The sequence below is a fragment of the Mesorhizobium album genome, assembly GCF_033977205.1.
GTDB lineage: Bacteria > Pseudomonadota > Alphaproteobacteria > Rhizobiales > Rhizobiaceae > Mesorhizobium > Mesorhizobium album.
In genome coordinates this window covers 77,871-98,361 of record NZ_JAVIIW010000016.1, presented here as the reverse complement: position 1 = coordinate 98,361, position 20,491 = coordinate 77,871, and the positions used below count along the sequence as shown (strand labels likewise).

The 20,491-nt window shown below is 61.6% G+C and carries 14 protein-coding genes and 2 pseudogenes; 3 read left to right on the top strand and 13 right to left on the bottom strand.

All coding sequences use genetic code 11. From position 1 onward, the window contains the following. Window positions 1-16: 16 nt before the first annotated feature. The 7 genes and pseudogenes from RFN28_RS15490 to hglS all read right to left on the bottom strand — a co-directional run bounded on the left by RFN28_RS15490 (window position 17) and on the right by hglS (window position 9,440). Window positions 17-976 carry a substrate-binding domain-containing protein gene (locus RFN28_RS15490; protein WP_320288191.1) on the bottom strand — a complete coding sequence of 320 codons (960 nt, stop codon included), beginning with the start codon at window positions 974-976 and terminating at the stop codon, window positions 17-19. Between the two features lie 39 nt (window positions 977-1,015). Continuing rightward, entirely contained in the window at window positions 1,016-2,038 is a 1,023-nt protein-coding gene (locus tag RFN28_RS15485; RefSeq protein WP_320288190.1) for a LacI family DNA-binding transcriptional regulator, read from the bottom strand. 505 nt (window positions 2,039-2,543) lie between these two features. Then, window positions 2,544-3,809, bottom strand: coding sequence for an NAD(P)/FAD-dependent oxidoreductase (locus tag RFN28_RS15480; protein ID WP_320288189.1), 1,266 nt, complete (start codon window positions 3,807-3,809; stop codon window positions 2,544-2,546). A 37-nt stretch (window positions 3,810-3,846) separates the two neighbouring features. Beyond that, window positions 3,847-5,036: pseudogene (locus tag RFN28_RS15475) on the bottom strand (pyridoxal phosphate-dependent aminotransferase). Window positions 5,037-5,040: 4 nt separating this feature from the next. Continuing rightward, complete coding sequence (gene amaB, locus RFN28_RS15470) at window positions 5,041-6,567, bottom strand: L-piperidine-6-carboxylate dehydrogenase (protein WP_320288188.1); 1,527 nt, start codon at window positions 6,565-6,567, stop codon at window positions 5,041-5,043. Between the two features lie 51 nt (window positions 6,568-6,618). Continuing rightward, window positions 6,619-8,031, bottom strand: coding sequence for an FAD-binding oxidoreductase (locus tag RFN28_RS15465; RefSeq protein WP_320288225.1), 1,413 nt, complete (start codon window positions 8,029-8,031; stop codon window positions 6,619-6,621). A gap of 8 nt (window positions 8,032-8,039) precedes the next feature. Continuing rightward, window positions 8,040-9,440, bottom strand: coding sequence for a 2-oxoadipate dioxygenase/decarboxylase HglS (gene hglS / locus RFN28_RS15460; protein ID WP_320288187.1), 1,401 nt, complete (start codon window positions 9,438-9,440; stop codon window positions 8,040-8,042). Between the two features lie 111 nt (window positions 9,441-9,551). Between hglS and RFN28_RS15455 the strand changes: the two genes are divergently transcribed. After that, on the top strand, window positions 9,552-10,472 hold the full coding sequence (locus tag RFN28_RS15455; RefSeq protein WP_320288186.1) for a LysR family transcriptional regulator: 921 nt from the start codon (window positions 9,552-9,554) through the stop codon (window positions 10,470-10,472). 153 nt (window positions 10,473-10,625) lie between these two features. Here the strand turns inward: RFN28_RS15455 and RFN28_RS15450 are convergent, their stop codons facing one another. The 5 genes from RFN28_RS15450 to RFN28_RS15430 all read right to left on the bottom strand — a co-directional run bounded on the left by RFN28_RS15450 (window position 10,626) and on the right by RFN28_RS15430 (window position 16,159). Beyond that, window positions 10,626-11,564: a M14 family metallopeptidase gene (locus RFN28_RS15450; protein ID WP_320288185.1), complete on the bottom strand. Its 939-nt coding sequence runs from the start codon at window positions 11,562-11,564 to the stop codon at window positions 10,626-10,628. A gap of 127 nt (window positions 11,565-11,691) precedes the next feature. Continuing rightward, window positions 11,692-12,783: a polyamine ABC transporter substrate-binding protein gene (locus tag RFN28_RS15445; RefSeq protein ID WP_320288184.1), complete on the bottom strand. Its 1,092-nt coding sequence runs from the start codon at window positions 12,781-12,783 to the stop codon at window positions 11,692-11,694. An 18-nt stretch (window positions 12,784-12,801) separates the two neighbouring features. Next, window positions 12,802-13,731 (bottom strand): diaminopimelate epimerase, encoded by a 930-nt coding sequence (gene dapF, locus RFN28_RS15440; RefSeq protein ID WP_320288183.1) that lies wholly within the window; start codon window positions 13,729-13,731, stop codon window positions 12,802-12,804. Beyond that, entirely contained in the window at window positions 13,728-15,092 is a 1,365-nt protein-coding gene (gene lysA, locus RFN28_RS15435) for a diaminopimelate decarboxylase (protein ID WP_320288182.1), read from the bottom strand. Before lysA ends, dapF begins: the two co-directional genes overlap by 4 nt. A 134-nt stretch (window positions 15,093-15,226) precedes the next feature. Beyond that, complete coding sequence (locus tag RFN28_RS15430) at window positions 15,227-16,159, bottom strand: LysR family transcriptional regulator (protein ID WP_320288181.1); 933 nt, start codon at window positions 16,157-16,159, stop codon at window positions 15,227-15,229. 135 nt (window positions 16,160-16,294) lie between these two features. Between RFN28_RS15430 and RFN28_RS15425 the strand changes: the two genes are divergently transcribed. Further along, window positions 16,295-18,139 carry an ABC transporter permease subunit gene (locus RFN28_RS15425; RefSeq protein ID WP_320288180.1) on the top strand — a complete coding sequence of 615 codons (1,845 nt, stop codon included), beginning with the start codon at window positions 16,295-16,297 and terminating at the stop codon, window positions 18,137-18,139. Next, window positions 18,136-19,179, top strand: a complete 1,044-nt coding sequence (locus RFN28_RS15420; RefSeq protein WP_320288179.1) for an ABC transporter ATP-binding protein — start codon at window positions 18,136-18,138, stop codon at window positions 19,177-19,179. Before RFN28_RS15425 ends, RFN28_RS15420 begins: the two co-directional genes overlap by 4 nt. An 895-nt stretch (window positions 19,180-20,074) precedes the next feature. On the opposite strand, the pseudogene RFN28_RS15415 reads toward RFN28_RS15420, so the two are convergent. Further along, window positions 20,075-20,446: pseudogene (locus RFN28_RS15415) on the bottom strand (sugar phosphate isomerase/epimerase family protein); the annotation flags it as partial. Window positions 20,447-20,491 lie beyond the last annotated feature (45 nt).

The following is a 20,491-nucleotide window of genomic DNA, read 5'->3' as shown; positions in this document are numbered from 1 at the left end:
ACGGCCTGGTGTTCGCTCATTTGAAGACGGCCCGGTATGGCTCGACATTGTCCTTGGTGACGATTGTCACCGGCACTGCGACGTTCTTGTCCACACTGCCGCCCTTGGTGATGGTGTCGAGCGCTTTGACGGCGGCCTCGCCCATGCCGGCAGGATCCTGCTGCACGACGGCCGTGACGTAGCCCTTGTCGATGCCCGAGATCGCCTGGGCGGTCAGATCCCAGCCGAAGATCTTGATCTGGTCCTGCTTGCCCTGGCTCTCCACGGCGGCGATAGCACCGAGCAGCGCCGGTTCGCCGGTGGCGTAGATGGCGTTCATGTCGGGATTGCCGGTGATCAGATTCTCGGCGGCGGCAAGCGCGGTGTCTTGCACGTTCTGGCCGTCGACCACAGCTATCGTTTCGATGCCGTCCTTGCCCTTGATCGCATCCTGGAAGCCTTTCTGGCGCACGTTCTGGATGTAGGAGTTGAGGGCGCCGACGATGCCGATCTTGGCCTTGCCGCCCATATTGGCCTTAACATAGTCGAGGAAATGCGCACCCATGTCGGCACCGGCCTTGGCGTTGTCGACACCGATCTGCGCCTTCTGCGGACCCTTAGGCAGGATGGCGTCGATCGCCACCACCGGGATCTTGGCGTCCGCAGCCTGGTTGACCGCCGCCATGATGCCGTTGACGTCGATGGCCACGACGATGAGGCCGTTCACCTTCTGCTGAATGTAGGTCTCTATGGCACTGTTTTGGGCGGCGGCGTCGTTGTTGGCGTTGAAGATGACCAGCTTGGCGCCGGCGGCGTCCGCGGCCTTCTGTGCGCCTTGGTTGATCTGGTTGAAGAACAGGGCTTGCTGGTTGATCTGGACCAGAGCGTAGGTCTTCTGGTCTTGCGCGACGGCGGGCGAAACCGTGCCGGCAAAGATGCCGAGCGCGGTGAAGCCAAGGGCCGCAGCGAAGGTTCTGCGAGTTGTGGTCAAGGTCATATTCGATTCTCCTCTGTGAAGTTTTCTTCCATTGCCGGCTTAACGTTTCGCAGGCGGGGCAACAGATTCCCGCACCACGATCTCGACTGGCATCAGTTCCTGCGGCGCCGGCGACGCGAGATCCTGCCAGTTCGTTTCGAGAAGGAGCGCCAGCGACCGTCTGCCGATGTCCCGAACGGGCTGGCGCACGGCCGTCACCGACGGCGCGAAGAGATGGAAGGGCGCGACGTCGTCGAACCCGACAATGGAGACCTTGCCGGGAACCGAGATGCCCTCTTCCCGGAAGACCTCGATGATGCCGATGGTGATCTCGTCCGACGTGGCGAAGATCGCGGTGCTCGGCATTCCCTCGGCGATGAAGCGGCGGGCGGCCTCACGGCCGAACTCGACCGTGTAGTTCCCGCGATAGCTCGCCGGCACGATGTCCTCGCCCCAATGCTCGCGGAGCGCACGGCGCAGGCCGTCGAAGCGGCGGAGCCCGCTGATCATCTCCTGCGGGCTGCCGACGAATAGCACTTCGCGATGTCCGTGTGCCGCGAGGTGGCGCCCGGCGAGGTAGCCGCCCTGTTCGTTGTCACAGAACAGTTTCGGCACATCCGCACCCGGCACGTCTTCGTCGGCGATGACGACCTTGCCGACCTGGTTGATGTGGGTAGCGAGTTGACCGTCGTCGGCATGGTTGGTGACGAAGATCAGCCCGTCCACATGCTTGCGCTCGATCAGTTCCAGATACGCGACCTCGCGGCCGGTTCGATTGAGCGTAGCGAAGAGCGAGACTGCGAGGTTGCGGCTGTCGGCTTCCGCCTCGACCGCGGCAACGAAGGTGGCGAAGAACGGATTGGCGATGTCGGGCACGACCAGGCCAATTGTGTCCGAGCGGCCGCGGCTGAGGCGACGCGCATGCGGGTTGGGCCTGTAGTTGAGGTCGCGGATTGCGTCCTCGATGCGCTTGCGGGTCTCTTCGGGAAGAGTGAGCGAGCCGTTGAGCAGGCGCGAGACGGTCGCCACCGAAACGCCGGCTGCCCCGGCGACATCCTTCAGGCTGGCAGTCTTGTCGCTCATGCCGTTCCCCTTTTCAGCAGCGTCTTGTAAAGCGCTTTAGTAAATCGCTTTACTAATCCTATGCCATGCGGATTTTGTCAAGTCGTGCGGTTGATCCCCGAATAGCGGGTAGCTGTGCCCCTACCCTAGACGGGTCTCGCGGCTGCAGATTGGCGGGACGTTCACGAGCTCGAGCGTTTTCGAGCTGAAACGCGCGAGACAAGGAACATCATCGGGCAAGAACTGGCCACGCTTGCTTGACGACGTTAAACCCCGCCCGGGTAACAGGGCGGGGCCTGTACGGTGCGCCTTGCTCGCCTTTGCGGCGGCTCGGGCGGGACAAACTTGGAAAGGCGCGCTGTGTGTTTTCGACGTCAATAGCCCTGGCTGCGTTCCGCGGCTCCGGCGGGCATTGTGAATGGGTGGAAGGGGCCGAGAGGGGACCGACTGCTATGTGGGGTCGCACTCTAGGTCAAACCCGCCTAATCGCCGCCATTGCCGCCCGTTACCGCGCGCCATGGCTAAACTAAACTAGATGATTAACCATCGCCCCAAATTCATAGTACATGGCCTTCGCCGCGCTGAATCGCTCGGAATAACGCTCGATGGGCAGGATCGGGAGGGGGTCGGGATTTCCCTCGAGGAGCGCGATCGCTGCCTGCGTCCCGAAGACGGTTCCGGGGCCAATGCCGCGTCCTGAATAACCGAAGCAGGTGTAGGCGTTGGGCCCAAAGGCGACGATTTTCGGAATATGGTCGTCGGTCATTGCGATCCTGCCGCGCCATTCAAAGTCGAACGCCAAGTCGCCAATCGAGGGGAAGAGCGCGCGAAGCTTGCGCCTGGCCCATGAGTGATGGATTGCCCCGCCCGGTCCCTGCGCGTTGCCGATGCCGCCTAGGATCATCCTTCCGGCCCTGTCGATACGGAAAGAGGACATGACCAATGCCGTATCCCAACAGCCCTCCCCGCCAGGCAGGATTTCGCGGCGCGCGGCCTCCGGCATCGGAACCGTCGCGAATTGGCAATAGCTGACCGGCGTGTATTGCGGTGCGAACGGGGTCTCAATGGCCGTCTGGTAGGCGTTTGTCGCGAGAAGCAAAGCTCTCGCCGTCACGGTGCGGCCGTTGGCCTCGACGATCCAGCTGCCTGCCTTTCGGCTGATGGACGTGACGGGTGATCTGGCATGCACCCTGGCCCCCTTCGCCTTGGCTGCCCGGGCTAGTCCCCTGCAGTACGCGAACGGCTGGATGGTTCCGGCTCGCGGATCGAAGAGCGAACCATGGTAGGCGTTCGTCCCAGTACGCCGGGCCGTCTCCGCGGCATCGAGGAGTTCGAGCGGCGCTCCGAACTTCACTCCCTGGCGGTGCCTCTCTTCGAGGTCGCGAAATCCGGACTGGGAATGCGCAAGATGCAGCGTGCCGTGCCGCGTCGCCTCGCAATCGATCCCTTCGCGCTCGATGATCTCGAAAACTCGTCTCGGAGCGTCGGCGAGGACATCGATCAGGCGACGGCCCGCCTGCTCGCCCATCTGCTCGATGACAGTATCGGGCCGCAGCCAGAGTCCGGCGTTGACCAGTCCCACGTTCCGACCCGAGCCTCCGTGTCCCACGATCTCCGCCTCGAGCACGCAGACAGACGCGCCTCTTTCGGCAGCGGCTAGCGCGGCGGACGAGCCTGTGAACCCGCCTCCGATGACGACGAGGTCCACCGTGAGATCGCGGTCAAGAGGGCTCGCGTCGCTCTGCTCGCGGCAGTTGGCACGCCACAGTATCGAGTTTTGTTCCGGGTTCATGGCTTATCTTTCAAAGGGGAACAGTCGAGCCCCCTATTCATTTCAAGGCGACGCAAGCCCTCGCTATCCGGCTCAGAGCTTCGCTGAGTTCATCTTCCGACGTCGCATAGGAAATCCGGAAGTAGGGAGAAAGACCGAAGGCGGAGCCAGGGACGACGGCGACGTCCGCCTTCTCAAGGAGATAGTGGGTGAAATCCTCATCGGTTTCGATCCTTCTGCCGTCCGGCATGCTTTTGCCGATCAAGCCGCCGCACCCGGCGAAGGCATAGAAAGCGCGGGCACCACGAGGTCTCGGCGGCGTTTGAAACTCTCCTGCCGCTCCTTCAGGAATACCTGCGGCCCGTTGAGCGCCTCGACCGACGCTGCTTGACTGACCGAGGATGGGCAGGAAGTCGCCTGGCTCTGGATGACTGCCATCGCCTTGATCAATGTCCTCGGCCCGCCTGCGTAGCCGATGCGCCAACCTGTCATGGCATATGCCTTGGAGACGCCGTTGACCGTGAGCGTCCTCGGTTTCAGCCCGGGCTCCAGCGCGACGGGTGTGACGAACTCGAAGCCGTCATAGACGATGTGCTCGTACATGTCGTCCACCATCAGGCAGACATGCGGACGGCGAAGCAGCACCTCCGTCAGCGGCCGATAGTCCGACGCGCTGTAGGCCGCGCCGGAGGGATTGGAAGGCGAATTCAAAAGCAACCAACGGGTCTTTGGCGTGATGGACTTCTCCAACTGATCCGCCTTGAGCCTGAACCCCGCCTCCACCTCACAAGGCACGAGAACGGGGACGCCACCGCAGATTTCGACGATGTCGGAATAGGAGGTCCAATAGGGCGTCGGGATGATCACCTCATCGCCCGGATCGACGCTGGCCATGAACGCATTGAACAGTATCTGCTTGGCCCCCGCGGCGACGGTGATTTCGTCGAGCGCGTAATCGACGCGGTTTTCGCGGCGGAACTTGTCCGCCACGGCCTTCTTGAGTGCCGGGGAGCCGTCGAGCGCCGTGTACTTGGTCTCCCCTCGGTCAATGGCTGCCTTCGCAGCCTTCTTCACATTGTCGGGCGTGTCGAAATCGGGCTCGCCCGCGCCGAGGATGATCACCGGTCGGCCTTCCCGCTTCAGGGCGGCTGCACGTGCGCCGATGGCGAGGATTTTGGACACGCCGATGGTGGCGATGCGGGACGCGGATCGGAACGGAGGCTCTTCTATTCCAGCATCGATCGTCATGGCGTCACTCGATGTCGAAGGAGACGCCCTGGGCGAGCGGCAGCGTCCTGGAGTAGTTCACGGTGTTGGTCGCGCGCCGCATGTACGCCTTCCAGGCGTCGGAGCCGGACTCGCGGCCGCCGCCCGTCTCCTTTTCGCCGCCGAACGCGCCGCCTATTTCGGCTCCCGAGGTGCCGATATTGACATTGGCGATCCCGCAGTCCGAGCCGTCGGCGGAGAGGAAGCGTTCGGCTTCCTGCATGTTGAGCTTGAAGATCGAGGATGAGAGGCCGGCGGTTACCGCATTGTGTTCCGCGATGACCCGGTCAAAATCGAAATACTTCATAACGTACAGGATCGGCGCGAACGTTTCATCGAGCACCGGTCCGGACTGCTTCGGCATCTCGACGATCGCGGGCCGCACGTAATAGGCGCTATCCCTGCCGGCATCGCAGACACGGTTGCCCCCGGTCACCGAACCGCCTTCGGCCTTCGCCGAAGCGAGCGCCTTCTGCATGTTTTCGAACGCTTGCTTATCGATCAGAGGACCGACGAGGGCAGACGTTTCCAAGGGGTTGCCCACCGAGACGCTCTGGTAGGCCTTCGTCAGCCGCGGAACCAGCTTATCGTAGACACTCTCATGCACGAACAGGCGGCGCAGCGTCGTGCAGCGCTGTCCGGCCGTACCCATGGCCCCGAACGTTATCGCGCGGAGCGCCATGTCGAGATCGGCTGACGGGCATACGATGCCAGCGTTGTTGCCGCCGAGCTCAAGGATAGAGCGTGCGAAGCGCTGCGCCAGGCGGGGCCCAACCTCTCTGCCCATGCGGGTCGACCCGGTTGCGGAAACCAGCGCCACATTCGGGTGATCAACGAGGATCTCGCCTATGGGGCGGTCGCCGACAAGAACCTGGGAGAGGTTCGCCGGAGCTTCGCCGAAGCGCGCGATCGCGCGTTCGAGGATCGCCTGCGATGCAAGGGCAGTCAGCGACGTTTTCTCCGAAGGTTTCCAGACCACAGGGTTGCCGCAGACCAGCGCAAGGGCCGCATTCCATGACCATACGGCAACCGGAAAATTGAACGCCGAGATCACACCCACCACGCCCAGCGGATGCCAAGTCTCCATCATCCGGTGGCCAGGCCGCTCGGTGGCGATGGTCAGGCCGTAGAGCTGTCGCGACAGGCCGACGGCGAAATCGCAGATGTCGATCATTTCCTGGACCTCGCCGAGCCCTTCCGACGTGATCTTGCCCGCCTCGATCGAAACGAGGCGGCCGAGGTCCTCCTTGGCAGCCCGGAGCTCGTCTCCGAGCAGGCGGACAAGTTCGCCGCGCTTCGGCGCGGGAACGAGCCGCCAGCTCTTGAAGGCTTCGTGCGCGGCTTCGATGGCCTGCGCGGCGTCGGCGGCCGACACGGTCTTCAGCGCGCCGACCTGCTCACCCGAAACCGGGCTATAGGTCGGCATGTCGCCCCCGGACCAGACCTCGCGGGAGACGCCCAGCTTGTCCAAGAGGCGCGCAGTTTCCTGTTTCACGTCGACGGTCTTTGTCATGATTGCTTCCGCACCTTTCCGTGTGTTCGCCGCGGCAGTGCCGCGTCATTCTCAAAACTTCACCGACCCCAGCGCGCCCGCCGACGTGACCACCCTCAGCCCTGCGGCCAGTTTGCGGATTTCCGGTGGTGTGTACCGGTCATAGAAGGCTTGGTTCTTCGGGCCTACCGCGTGTTCGGCGCTGTAGCTGCCGCCGAATTCTTGGACCGCGATGTCGAAGACCCACGTCCTGAGGCTGTTCTCGAATATGCCGTCCGACATCCGGACGTCATGCTTTGGCACTACGAGATTGAAATGGACGCCGCCGTCGCCGATGTGGCCGAAGTCGCAGATCGTCACATCCGCGAACTTCGCGGGCAGCTCGGCCTTCATCCGCTCGAGGAACTGCATGACGTCGCCGCGGCGGAAGGAAAGGTCGAACGCGATCAGTCGGCCACGATGCTTCACGCCATCGGAGAGCGCGTGGCGCATTGCCCAGATTTCATGCGGCGGACCGACGAACGCGTCGGCGATCAGTTGGCCCTCCCAGATCTCCGCGAGAACGGCCTCAAGGACCTCGTCCAGACTCTGCTCGCCCGTGCGGAGAGCATTCGACCGCGAGATCTCCACGAGGATCATGAAGTCGGGTACCGCTGCGTCCTGGAAGGGGTTGCGGAGCGAGGGCACGTGATCGAGGGCCGCGCGGACCGCATTACCGGACATGCCTTCGAAAGCCGACAGATAAGTCCCGAGCGAAGCCTCCATGGCTATCAACAGATCGGAAACCTGGTCGGGCGACGAAGGCACGAGAAGCGCCGTCGCGGTCTGCCGCGGCACGGCCTCCAGATTCAGCACGCATTCGGTGATCACCCCGAAGGAACCGGATGTCCCGATGAAGAGCTGCTTGAGATCGACCCCGGTGTTGTTCTTCCTCAGGTCCGACGCAAGGTCGAGAATGGTCCCCTCGGCATCCGCGAGGACGACCTTGAGGCCGAGCGTGTTGCGCCGGACATCGCCGTACCGAAGGAACCGGGAGCCACCAGTGTTGGTGGCGATCATGCCGCCGATGCGAGGATCCGCGCCGAGGTCGATTGGAAAGCAAAGCCCTGAGTTTTCCAAACGCGCGTTGAGCTCCGAAAGCCTCTGTCCCGCAGCCACCCTCACGGACCGGTTAGCCACGTCCAGATCGAAGATCCCGGTGAGACGATCGAGGCTCAGCACGCCCTGGGTCCCGCTGACATCGGGCGTCGACCCGGACACCAGGCCCGTGTTGCCGGACTGGGGAACGAGACGGATGCCGTGGCGTACGCAGTAGGCGACAACCGCCGATACCTGTTCGGTCGACGCGGGGCGCGCGACGAATGCTGCGCGTCCCTTGTCGTAGCGTGCTCCGGTTTCGTAAGCGGCCATGTCGGCCGCTTCGGTCAAAACCGCATGGTCGCCGATGAGCTCGCGCAGAGCAGCGATGTGGTTCGTGTCAAGCATACGGCTCATTACTCGGCCGCCGCCGCAGCGAAGCCTCCATGGCGAAGACAGCGGTCCAGCGAGGCGCGCATGATACCCGCGTAATGCGTGAACTCGTCCAGCACGGTTGCACCGAGTTCGCGTTCGAACATCTTCTGGTTCGGACTCGCGACGAACTCCTGCGTGGCGTCGTCTCCGAGATTGGACTGGAAGATGCCGGCGGCACTGACCGGGAGGAAATCCTCGTAGACGATCGGGTCGAACCGCACGAGGCCCGCATCGATGGCGGCTTCGAGGTCCATGTCGATCCTCTTGCGGCGCTGGCCCTCTGCCGTCAACGAATAGGTGAAGTAGCCCAGGCCGTGCCTGCGGATCGCGTTCCAATCATCCGGGAACGCTCTGAATGCCTCCGCCAAAGCCGCCTCGTATTCGGAAGTGTTCGAGCCGTCTGCCGCGGGCCTGCAGCGCTGGCGTGCTTCGTTGAGCAGACGGTCGTAGAGGGCGCGGCCTTTGGGCGTCAGAGCGATGCCGCGCTGTTCGATCTCGCCGAACCGGGCCGTATGCGAGCCGGACCGCCAGCTGCCGCCAGCGTCACGGAACGACACCGCTTCCTCGAGGGCCTTGAACGATGTCTGGCGCAGCAGGATCGGGCATCGGCGGGCCGGCGGCCCTTCAACGATGGCTTTCGGCGCGATGCCTTCGCCCGGCATGCGCTCCTGAACCTGGTCTATGTCCAGCGTGCGCGGCGTCAGATGATTGATGTGGGGGCCCTTGAACGAGACGACGTCGGCGATCAGCCGATGGGCGTTGTGAAGCCGCTCGTACATGTCGGCGCTGACGATCGCCTTGTCGTGCCACCTGAAAGTCTGGAGCACCTCTTCGACAAAACGCTCGGCGTCCTGTCGGTCCAGGCCTCCCTGTCGTTCCGCCTTCTCGACCAGAGCAAGCGCGCCATCGGTGAATATTTTCCGCTTCGACAGGACGTCGGCGGCCTCGTTGCGCAGAACCTCGTCCTTGATGAGGTCGAGGCGGAGCAGCGAGGTGAACACGCGGAAAGGGTTGATCTTAAGTCTGGCGTCGCCAACGGGCCGGAACGCCGTCGAATGCACGGGGACGCCCGCGGTGGAGAGGTCGTAATAGCCGACCGGATGCATGCCCATCACGGCGAAGACACGACGCATCGTCGAAAGTTCCTGGGCGGTACCCAATCGGATCGCGCCGTGCCGTTCCTCGGAAATGCGCTCGAGGGAGTCCGTGACCGCGAGCCGTTCCCTCATTTCGGGATCGGCCGCCAACACCTCCTCGTTCACCCGAGCGACCAGCCTCATGAGCGTGCCGTATGCAGGCACCTCGTCGCGGTACATCGCAGACATGGCCGCGGAGAAGTCTGATCGGATAGAGTCGGAGGTAATGAAGTCGGATTGCGTCATCGCTTTTGCGGCTCGCAGCTCAGTGCATATAGATCATTCTCAATTTTCATCGTAACTTGACGCTGAGACGCTGTATCGCGATCTTTCATGATAACTTGATGCGAATTTGGAATGAAACTTAACCGGACAATGATCCCCGACCTGTCGGTGCTGCAGGCTTTCGAATGCGCGGCCCGGCACGGAAACTTCACTTTGGCGGCGGCCGAGCTGAATCTCACGCAGAGCGCTGTGAGCAGGCAGATCCGCGCGTTGGAAGATCAGCTTGGCGTGCCGCTCTTCGAGAGGATACGCCAGCGGGTGGTTTTGTCCGCCGTCGGCCAGTCCCTCCTGCCGGAAGTCATCCGTCTGATGGGACAGACCGAGGAAATGGTTCTCCGCGCGATGGCTGCCGCCGACGGCAAGAGGGTCCTGTCTGTCGCCACGCTTCCGACCTTCGGCGCACGATGGCTGACGCGCAGGCTGCCGGACTTCCTCGAGAGACATCCGGGAACCGTCGTCAACGTCGCCTCTCGGTCAGAGCCGTTCGATTTCTCGGTCGACCGTTTTGACGTGGCCATCCATTACGGGCAGCCTATCTGGGCCCACGGGATCTGCACCTACCTGTGCAGCGAGGTGGTCCTGCCTGTGGGAAGCCCCGACCTCATGTCTAGCTGGCCGATACTGGAGAGTTCCGATCCGGCGGGCGCACCACTTCTTCATCTGGCGACACGGCCGAAGCAGTGGAGCGAATGGTTCGAATTGGACGGTCTTGAAGGGGCGAACGCTTTCCACGGAAGCCGTTTCGACCAATTCAACATGATCATCGAGGCCGCGATCGCGGGAATGGGTTTCGCGCTCCTGCCACGCTATCTGATCGAGGAAGAGCTGCGATCCGGAAAGCTCGCCATCGTCGTTCCGCGGCCCATCACCACGAATAACAACTACTATGTCGTGCTGCCTGAGGGAAAAAGCGACAACCCCACGGCTTCAGCATTTCAGAGCTGGCTTATCGAACAGGTATCACCTTCCCGGATAGCGCAAGCGAGTGTTTAGATTTTGCGATGGAGCGACGCTGGATGCCTGAAGCGCCTGTTCAAGCCGCATGGCCAGGGTTCCTGACGATGGCAGTGACTGCGAGCTGCGCAATCAATCCCTCCGCCCGCTCCGACCATTCAGCATACCTCCGCCGGTGACTCCGTCGAAGGATCAGACCGCGGGCTCCTCCGTGGCGATCGCCAACGCCCACATCCCCTTGCGGAGGGTTGGATGGGTCATACGCCACAACACAATTCCGTCGGCCGGCGACCGCAGCTCGGCCACCGGTTCACCGAAGAGATCGCGGACGCCGCCCAAAAGCTGGTTCCGCGCTACACGGTCTCCGGGCTCGATGTTGGCGAAGAATTCGCCATCGGCTGGCGCTTCCACCCAAATATTGTCGTTGCAGGCATTCCGAGTGTTCCTGAAAGGCTCGCTCGGCTCGTCGATCATGCCGAGATACCGGGCTATATTGAGAACGCCGTTCACGTGAAATTCGACACAGCTCTCCTCAACGAGACCGTGCGATCCGGCCTCCGACATTACGGCATACCGCCCGTCGCGGGCGAAGCCGGTTGGAGGCCTGCCCGGATGCAGCATGCTGGCAGGCGGCAATCCCAAGATCACCTGCGCGTCGAAGCACCGTGCCAGCGCACGCGCGTGGGCATCGAAGGCTTCATCGCCGGTCCGTTGATAGATCGAGTACCTGCAGACATTCTCGCGAAGATCTCCGCCATGGAGGTCCACATAGCAGTCCGCGCCGGCCGTCCATTCGTTCATCACAGCTTGGCAAAGGAGATCCGAAAACGTTCCATCGGGCCGACCCGGGAAGGTGAAGTTGATATTCTTGCCGTCAAGCGGACAGACATATTCGCTGTAGTGGAAACGTGCAGGCTGGTTGAGGAGCGGAATAATCGACACGGATCCGGCGAGCGCCTGCGGCCGGAACAGCTTTTGTAGGCGAACGGCCGCCTCGATCGCTGAGACCTCATTGACGTGAACACCCGCCGATATGCAAAGCCGCGGGCCGGGCCGGGCCCCTCTTATTTCGCAATGCGGCCAAGCGAAATCGGCGAGTTTGGGGTGAGAGAAGCGCATCAGGTCCTTCACGACGCCGCTTTCCCAGAGGTTTGGCTCGTATACCATTTGCCAGGCTCCATGCACGGCTTGCCAATCACGGTGGGGCATGCCATGCCCCACCGCAAAAAAGGCGGATGACCTGCTTGTTTCGGGTTATTTATTGCGACAGCAGCTTGACGCAGCGTTCCAGGGCGACATCCCAGTTTGTCCGTCCATTCGCTCCGGTCTGGTTCCACCAGGCGTAATCCTGGAACAATTGCTGTTTCGCCAGTTTCGGTGATCCCGGAAGCACGCTCGTCAGCGTTTCCGGCAGAAGGTCGAAGGACTTCTTGTTGATCGGTCCGTAGCCAATCGCCTTGGCAAAGGCCGCCTGCGGTTCGGCACGCGAGATATAGGCGAGGAACTTTGCCGCATTCTCCTTGTTAGGCGAGCCTTTCATGATGACCCAATAGTCGTATTGAAGCAGCGACTGGTCCCATGAAAATGCGAGCGGAGCGCCCTGAGCCTTCGCCGCGTAGATCCGGCCGTTATAGGCGTCGGCGATGTCGACCTCACCGTCTATGAGGCTTTGCGGGGCATCGGCGCCGGCGATCCACCAGCGGCCGACATCGTCCTTGATCTTGGCGATCTTGGCGAATGCGCGGTCCATGTCGATGGGATAGACCTTGTCGGGCGCCACGCCATCGCCCATCAGCGCGCCTTCGAGCAGCCCGCCATCAATCATTTTCTCGCATTTGGGAAGCGAGCGCGTACCCGGAAAGCCGGTGAGGTCATAGAAGTCCTTCCAGTTCTTCGGCGCCGCGCCCGCGTCCGGATATTTCGTGGTCGTGTAGGCGACGCCAACCGAATAGAGGAGAGCGCCGACGCCGTATTCGCCGCGCAGTTTCTCGGGGATATTTTCCAGCGTTGCCGGGGTGAAGAAGCCATAATCCATCTTCTCCACGGCCTGCTTGTTGACGAAGCCCCCTAACATGCCGCCCGGCAGGGACGTGATGTCGGCTTCCGGTTGTCCCATCTTCACCGATGCGAGCAGCTTGGCGTGGTCCTCGGGAACCAGCACAACCTTGATCCCGGTGTCTCGCGTGAAAGGATCGAAGAAGGCATTTTTCTGGGCTTGTTCCCAGGTCCCGCCGCCGGACGTGATCACGACCTCTCCGGCGCCTTTCAGATTGGCCGGGAGGACGTCGTCGGCGCTGGCCGCAATGGTCGACGCCAGAAGCAGACCTGCGCACAATATTCGGTACTTCATGTTGTTCCCCTTTTCTTTTCAGTGGTTAGGAATACGTTGGCCGTTCGGCGCATTGGCGGGCGGATCGGCGTTAAGGTCGACAAATCCATGACAACAGAACGCGACCGGTCCGGTCATCGTTGTCGTGTCCCCATCCAACCTTACGGTCAGGGTACCGCCTGGCATCTGTACCTGGACATCATCGCTGTGGATCAGCCCGCGTCGCCTGGCCGCGAAGGCAGCGGCGCATGCGCCCGTGCCGCAGGCTTCGGTCAGAAGGCCGGGACGCTCCCAGATGCTGAGGCGTATCGTTCGGTCGTCCAGAACTTCAACTGCTTCGACGTTCGCGCCTTGCGGAAAGAGGTGATCATTCTGGACAACCGCTGCGTGCCGGGCAAACTCCGCGCGATCCAAACCGCGAACGAAGAAAACCGCATGCGGATTGCCGATATTGATGCCGACTCCGTGCTTGAGCGGGCCGCTTTCGACCGGCAGATCGAGTGTGTCCGCTTCACGGGCGAGCGGTATCTTGCGCCAGTCGAGGCTGACTGGCCCCAGTTCGACACTCACCTGCATCGCCCCCGCCAGGCGGCAGCGGAGGATACCGGCAGAAGTCTCGATCCGCACCCATCGCACGCCCGCCTCCTCCATCAGCAGGTAGGCCACGCAACGTGTTGCGTTTCCGCAAGCGGAAACTTCGCGTCCATCAATGTTGTAGATCCGCATGAATGCCGCCGCACCGGCGGCCCGGCCTTTATCCGACGGATGCTGAATGACAATCAGCTGATCGGCGCCGATTCCCACTCGCGGGTCGCATAGCCGCACGATGTCCTCCGGCTGCGGCGTGCTGGCGCGTTTGCGGAAATCGAGGACGGCGAAGCAATTCTGCAAACCGTGCATCTTGATGAAGGGATGGCTTGCAGCGCCGATGCCGTCTGGCGTTGCTGACAGGAAGGCTGCATGGCTCATCTGGAGACAATCCCGGACAGAGCGTCGCCTTTCCGCCGGCCGGAAGCAGCAAACCATCCCGCATCCTTCTCGAGGACCAGCATGTCGGCGATGCTCTGCCGGCGGCGAACCACGGCATAGCTGTCTCCTTTGACGAGCACTTCGGGAGCGAGCGGGCGGGTGTTGTAGTTCGACGCCATCGACGCGCCATACGCTCCGGCTGCATGCAAAACGAGCCGGTCTCCCTGCATCAACGGGGGGAGATCAGCGTAGCATCCGAAGAAATCCGCGCTCTCGCAAACCGGCCCGAAAATGCGACACGGCCGCTTCAGGCCCGGGCGCCCGACGAGCAAGGAGACGGGGTGGACGGCCCCATATAGCGCCGGACGAGCGAGGTCGTTCATGCCGGCGTCGATGATGACGATATCGGCATCTTCGCCGTGTTTGACGGTGAGGACCTCGGTGACCAGAACACCAGCCTCGCCCACGATCCGCCTGCCGGGTTCGATCGTCAGTTCAAGGCCCAGGTCTCCCACCGTGCGACACACGATATCGGCATATGCCGCAAGACTCGGCGCGCTGGTATTCCCGCCATAGCTGATGCCGAGCCCGCCGCCCAGATCCAGCCGACGGATGGGCAGGCCAGCGGCGCGCAGCTCTCCAACCAAGCCTCTGAGCCGGCTGTAGGCGGACTGGTAAGGCGACAGCTCGGTGATCTGCGAACCGATATGAACAGCGAGCCCTACCGGGTCCAGCCGGGCGTCGGCCGCCGCATCGGCATAGAGCCTCGCCACGTCTTCCATCGCTATGCCGAACTTGTCGCCCTTCCGGCCGGTGGAGATCTTGGCATGAGTCAGGGCGTCCACGTCAGGATTGACGCGAAGGCTTACCGGCGCGCGCACCTTCCGTTCAGCCGCCAAGGCCGCGATCAATTGGAGCTCCGCAGCCGATTCGACGTTGAACTGGTGGATACGGGCGTCGAGGGCCTGCCGGATTTCGGCGGCCGTCTTTCCGACACCCGAAAAGACGATTCGTTCGCCCGGGACGCCAGCGGACAATGCCCTGGCCAGTTCGCCACCGGAGACGATGTCCATGCCGCTGCCGAGGCTTCGCAGCAGCGAAAGGATCGAGAGATTGCTGTTTGCCTTCACCGCGAAACAGATGGCAATTCGGTTGCGGCCGAATGCGTCCTCGAAGGATCGGTACGCGTCGACGATGGCTGTCGACGAATAGACATAGGCTGGCGTCCCGACAAGTTCGCAGAGTTCGCGGAGATCGACGTCCTCAACCTGTAGGAAGCCTCCTTTCTCCGCCAAGTTTTTTTCTTCAGGGGTCTGAAGTCTTTTCGGTGCGTCGATACCGTCGAAATTGGCGATCGTCATTGCCGGCAGCTTCCATCGTTTCCGAGTTCCGGGTTGGAAGCATTATTCCAGATCGCAAATTGCAATAAAAATGCGTATTTTTTCGACGCACTATTCGTTTCTGATATGAATGCCCGAGCCTGTCTGTCGGCCTGCTACCTGTCGCTCGTCCAGACTCCGGGCACCGAGAGTTCGTCCGCCATTTCCCGGCATTCCTCGACCAGAAGGCGTGCCGCGACCGCTGCGAGCGGCGTCATCGGCCGCCCTTGCGGACGGCAAATTCCAACGACAAACGGGATTGAGATCGACAGCGGGCGGACCACGAGACCCCGATCGCGATAAGCCCGCGCGCTGATCGGGTTGACGAGGGCGACACCGATTCCTTGCAGCACGAACGCGCAAATGGCCTCTGCGGTGGTGACCTCCAGGCGGACATGCTGAGAGAAGCGTGGATCCATGAAAAGGCCATGGAAGCGCTTGCGATAGGGATCGCTTGAAGCATAGCTTATCAGATCTTCCCCATCCAGATCGCCAGGGGCTATGACCTCGCGTGCCGCCAAGGGGTGGCCGGCTGGAAGAACGCAGACCTCCTCGCCCACCGTCACCTCCTCCACTTCCACCCCATCGATGGAGACACCGACTTCGATCACCCCGAGTTCGTGGCGCAGATCGAGCAGCTCGCGCATAAGCAGCGAATGGTCGAGCGAGCAACAACCAAGCCGACAGGACGGCTCAGCCTGAAGAAAGCGCTTGGACATGCGCGGCAGAAGTGTCTGCGCAAAAAGCGGCAGACAGGCGATTTGCACATGCGAGTTCGTGTCGTCGCGAATGGCGCGGGCCGATTCGACCAGTTGCTGGAGGCCGACATAGGATCGCTGGACCTCGTCGTGGAAGAGCAACGCCTTTTCCGTTGCGAAGAGACGCCTCGAACGCCTTTCGAAAAGCGTAAACCCGAGCAGACGCTCAAGCGTGGCCAGTTCGCGGCTGAGTGTCGGTTGCGACGTGTGCATGACCTCAGCCGCCTTGGTCAGGCTGCCGGCATTCATGACGGCATGAAAGACTTCGATGTGGCGCAGCGATATCTGCATCCGGCGTTTCCATATCGCAGGTGAATGTTACGGGCGAAAAATTGATATTTGTGCATAAGAAAATGCCTGACACAATGGATGGAAAGGAACACCGGGTCGCTTGGCGAAGATGTGCTCGTGTCGAGAGGGAGGCCGATGGCTGCAGTGCAGGAACTCCGCGAAGAGATGAGCGGGCCCGTGACACGTGAGGGCACCGGTTCCCGACATGATCCACGACTGCTGGTGCCGTTTGCCCAACTCGCGCCCATTCTGGTTCTGATCGGCGCGTTCCTTCTGCTGCCACTCCTGGGGGCACTATGGGGAAGCATCAATGGCGCAGCACTCGACTTCAGCCGCTACCGGGCAATTCTGACCGACCCCCTTTATGCTGACGTCTTGCTTCGTAGCCTGCGAATCGGCGTGGTCACCACCACTGTATGCGTCTTGCTCGGCTATCCCGTCGCATATTTCATGACGACGCTCGAACGGCGCAAGGCAGCATTGTTCAGTATCGCTCTTCTCGTGCCGCTTTTCACCGCCTTCTTGATCCGTACGTATGGATGGATGGTGATCCTCGGGCGGCGCGGTGTGCTCAACACGCTGCTTATGGACTTCGGCTTGATTGACAGGCCGCTGCAAATTCTGGGGACGAGCGCGGCCGTTTACATTGGCCTGGTCCATGTCCTGATGCCAACCGCTGTGTTCATTCTCTATGCCAGCATGTCGCAACTCGACCGTTCCTTGCAAAAGGCATCGCAAGTACTCGGCGCGCATCCCGTCCGCGCGTTCATGCGGGTCTACCTGCCGATGAGCCTGCCCGCTATCATCTCCGCCGCGGTGCTGATCTTCATCATTTCGATCGGCTTCTACATCACGCCGGTGCTTCTCGGCGGGCCGTCGGACACCATGATTTCCCAGCTTGTCGTCACGCAACTGACGACGCTGCTCGATTTTCAGACCGGTTACGCTGTTGCCATTTGCCTTCTCACAGTCACGATAGCGATGCTCGCATTGTCGAACCTGTTCGTGCCCATCGAGCAGATGTGGGCCCTTCAGGAAAGCCACCGGCGTCCGGGATTTTCGGACAAGCTGCTCATCCGCGCCCGATCCGGCAAAGTGACGAGACCTTTCCGCTGGCTCCTTCTGCGCCTGGAGGATGCCCTCTACGCCGCATTCGGACGATCGTCCTGTTTCGCTCGCATATTGTTGTGGGCCTATCTTCTGCTCGTCATCGCTTTTCTTCTCGCTCCGCTTTTGATCGCCTATCTGCTGTCATTCAGCTCCTCGCCGTTTCTCGTTTACCCGCCGCCAGGTTTTTCGCTCCGTTGGTACCGGAACTTCATGATGGACCCGGAATGGCGAATAGCCCTCTTCCAGAGTCTGAAACTGGCAACGGTGGTTGCTTGCCTGTCCGTGATCATCGGTGGAACGGCCGCATTTGCCCTCGTGCGAGGGCGAATGGGGGCGAAACGTGAAATCTTCCTGTTCATTCTGGCGCCGCTGCTGCTGCCGGTCATCATCCTGGCGCTCGGCCTATACGTTTCGCTCGGCAAGCTGGGGCTGATCGGGTCCTTTGCCGGTCTTGTGATCGGACATTTGCTCTACTGTGCGCCTTATGCGGTGATCATTCTGGTCGCAGCCGTGCGGGGGCTCGACCGCAACATAGAATCTGCGGCCGCGACGCTCGGCGCCGGCCCAGCACGGGTGTTTTGGAAAATCGTCGTACCAATACTGTCACCGGCTCTCCTGGCCGCGTGGCTGATGTCATTTCTGCAGTCCTTTGACGAACTGCTGATCACCCTGTTCCTTCTTGGTCGACAGGCGCCGACGCTACCCATCAAGATGTGGAGCGACATTCGCATCCAGCTGGATCCGACGATGAGCGCCGCATCGAGCATCATCGTCACCGTTGTCATCCTCGTCGTCGGGGGCTCTCAGATCAGAGCGTTCCTTGCCGGCACACGCAAAGTCCAATCCGAACGGGAAGGACAAGAAGCATGAGCACTTCCGTCGAATTCCGCAACGTGTCGCGGCGCTATGGAGCCAATGTTCACGCATTGCGCTCGGTGAGCCTGACGATTGCCCCCGGCGAGTTCACGACACTGCTGGGTCCGTCGGGTTCAGGCAAATCGACGATGCTCAAATTGCTTGCAGGCTTCGACAAGCCGACATCCGGCGACATCCTGATCGGCGGGACGTCTGCGATTGCCCAACCACCCCACCGCCGTGGCATCGGGATGGTCTTCCAAAACTATGCGCTCTTTCCTCACATGAGCGTTGCGGAGAATGTCGCTTTTCCGTTGCGCGTGCGGGAGATGGCGGACGACGAGGTACGGCGGCGGGTCGCCGACGTCCTCGCGGTGACGCGTCTCGAAAATCTGGCGGCGCGCTATCCGCGTGAGCTTTCGGGCGGACAGCAGCAACGCGTCGCACTGGCCCGCGCAATCGTCTTCGACCCGCAGGTGCTCCTTATGGACGAGCCGCTCGGCGCGCTCGATCGCAGCCTGCGCGAACAGCTCAAGCTTGAGATCAAACGCATCCAGCAGCAGTTCAAGATGACGGTGCTGTTCGTCACGCACGACCAAGACGAGGCGCTTGTCTTATCGGATCGTGTGGTCGTGATGAGGGACGGCGGAATAGAACAGATTTCCCCGCCGCATGAACTGTATCAAAGGCCGAGAAATCGGTTCGTGGCGAGCTTTGTCGGCGAATCGAACATGCTTGAATGCCTGTCCGAAAACGGCACCGTCAAGTATCATGGCTTGCGCATCGCGGCAGCCAATAGGTCGACGCCGGATGGACCCTGCTTGATCATGATAAGGCCCGAGCACGTGGAGATGTCCGTCGATCCCGTCGAGGGGGACATTTCGGGCATCGTTCGCGAGACAGTGTATCTCGGTGAAACGACCCGTTTCATCGTCGACGTGGCGGGGCATGAGATCGTGGCCAAGGTACAGCCGCGGCATCATTCGCTTCCACAGATCGGCCAACGGGTTTCGCTTAACTGGCAAGCCAGCGATGTCGTCGTTTTAGACACCTGAATTCGGCGCCCGGCTTGCTGATTCCGTTCGCAGCATTAGACAGATCAACATGGGGTCGGTCGCCGGAGAAACGGGCGCGAGACGTAGACCGTTCTGATGCCCGTGGGTGATTTGGTCTCCGCGCCTCTTCTCAGAACGGCGGTTTTGTGAATCACCCCCCTAAACTGGTGAAGATCGGGGGGCGATGGGTTGCCGGGGGCCAGAACAAGCGGTTCTCGCCGCCCTATAAGGTGTTGTGTAACAAACTGCGCAACGAGCGCCGCGAAAGACCAATGTTTTCGGCACTGTAGGTGTGAAATCGAAAGATGCCCACTCCCTCTCCTCTTATACCGATCGCCATGGAAGACTTCGCTGGCGCTATCGGACGAAGGAGCGTGTTGTTTGTCTGCCAGCGCCTAATCAACCCGGAGGACGCGTACCAAGCAGCTGTCGAGGGCCGGAAAGTCCCCAAGGCTCCCGGCTGATCGAAGAATTTTTAGAACTGCGGGTGGCCGCTGATCACCCGCTCGTCTGGCGCGACGTACCAGTTAAGAATCTTAGGCGCATCCACGTTGAAGAGCTTCTTGGCCGCTTCATCGCCACGCCCCACAAGGCCAAGCATCTGTTAGTGGGCATACGCAAGCTTGTCGCACCGCGGCAAGACTGGATCGAAATCGACCCAACACCAGCGGTCGAGTGGCGACCCGCCTATGCCGGCTGGAAGGCCTGGCCGCCCGAAGCGATGGCGCAATTCGAAGACCGTTGGCCGCTCGGCACCCCAGCGCACACTTGCTATGGTTTGGCGCTTTGGCTCGGCAACCGCCGCGGCGACGTCGCGGGCCTGCGCTGAGACCAGAGGGTCACCCGCCGTGTCTTCATCGATGGCGTCGAGCGTCACTTCGACGGCTTTGATATCGTCCAATTCAAGCAGAGCCCAGCGCTCCAACGGATTGTCGCGATAAACACGTGCCCACGCCTGCCAGTCGACTCTGCCGGCGCCCAATCGGCAAAAATAGGGCTTGTGGCGCTGATGGATCGTCGCATCGATCTTCGTGTCGACCGGCATCGGGCCGGTGGCGTTCTTCCAGTGGGCGATCGCCACCCGCTCGATGTGGCGCTGCATCAACGACACCGGCTCGCATCCAGCAACGACCAGGTGCGCCGCATCCGGGCAGAGGCCGACAAAGACCGGATCGGTGAGCAGCATGAACAGGTCGACGTCGCGCCCGGTCGAGAGAAACGAGTGGGCTTCCGTATGGAGCGCCGCCTTCACGCCGCGATTGAGCAAGCGAGTTTGGAACTTTCTGCTTTACGCTCTATTTTACATTGGTAT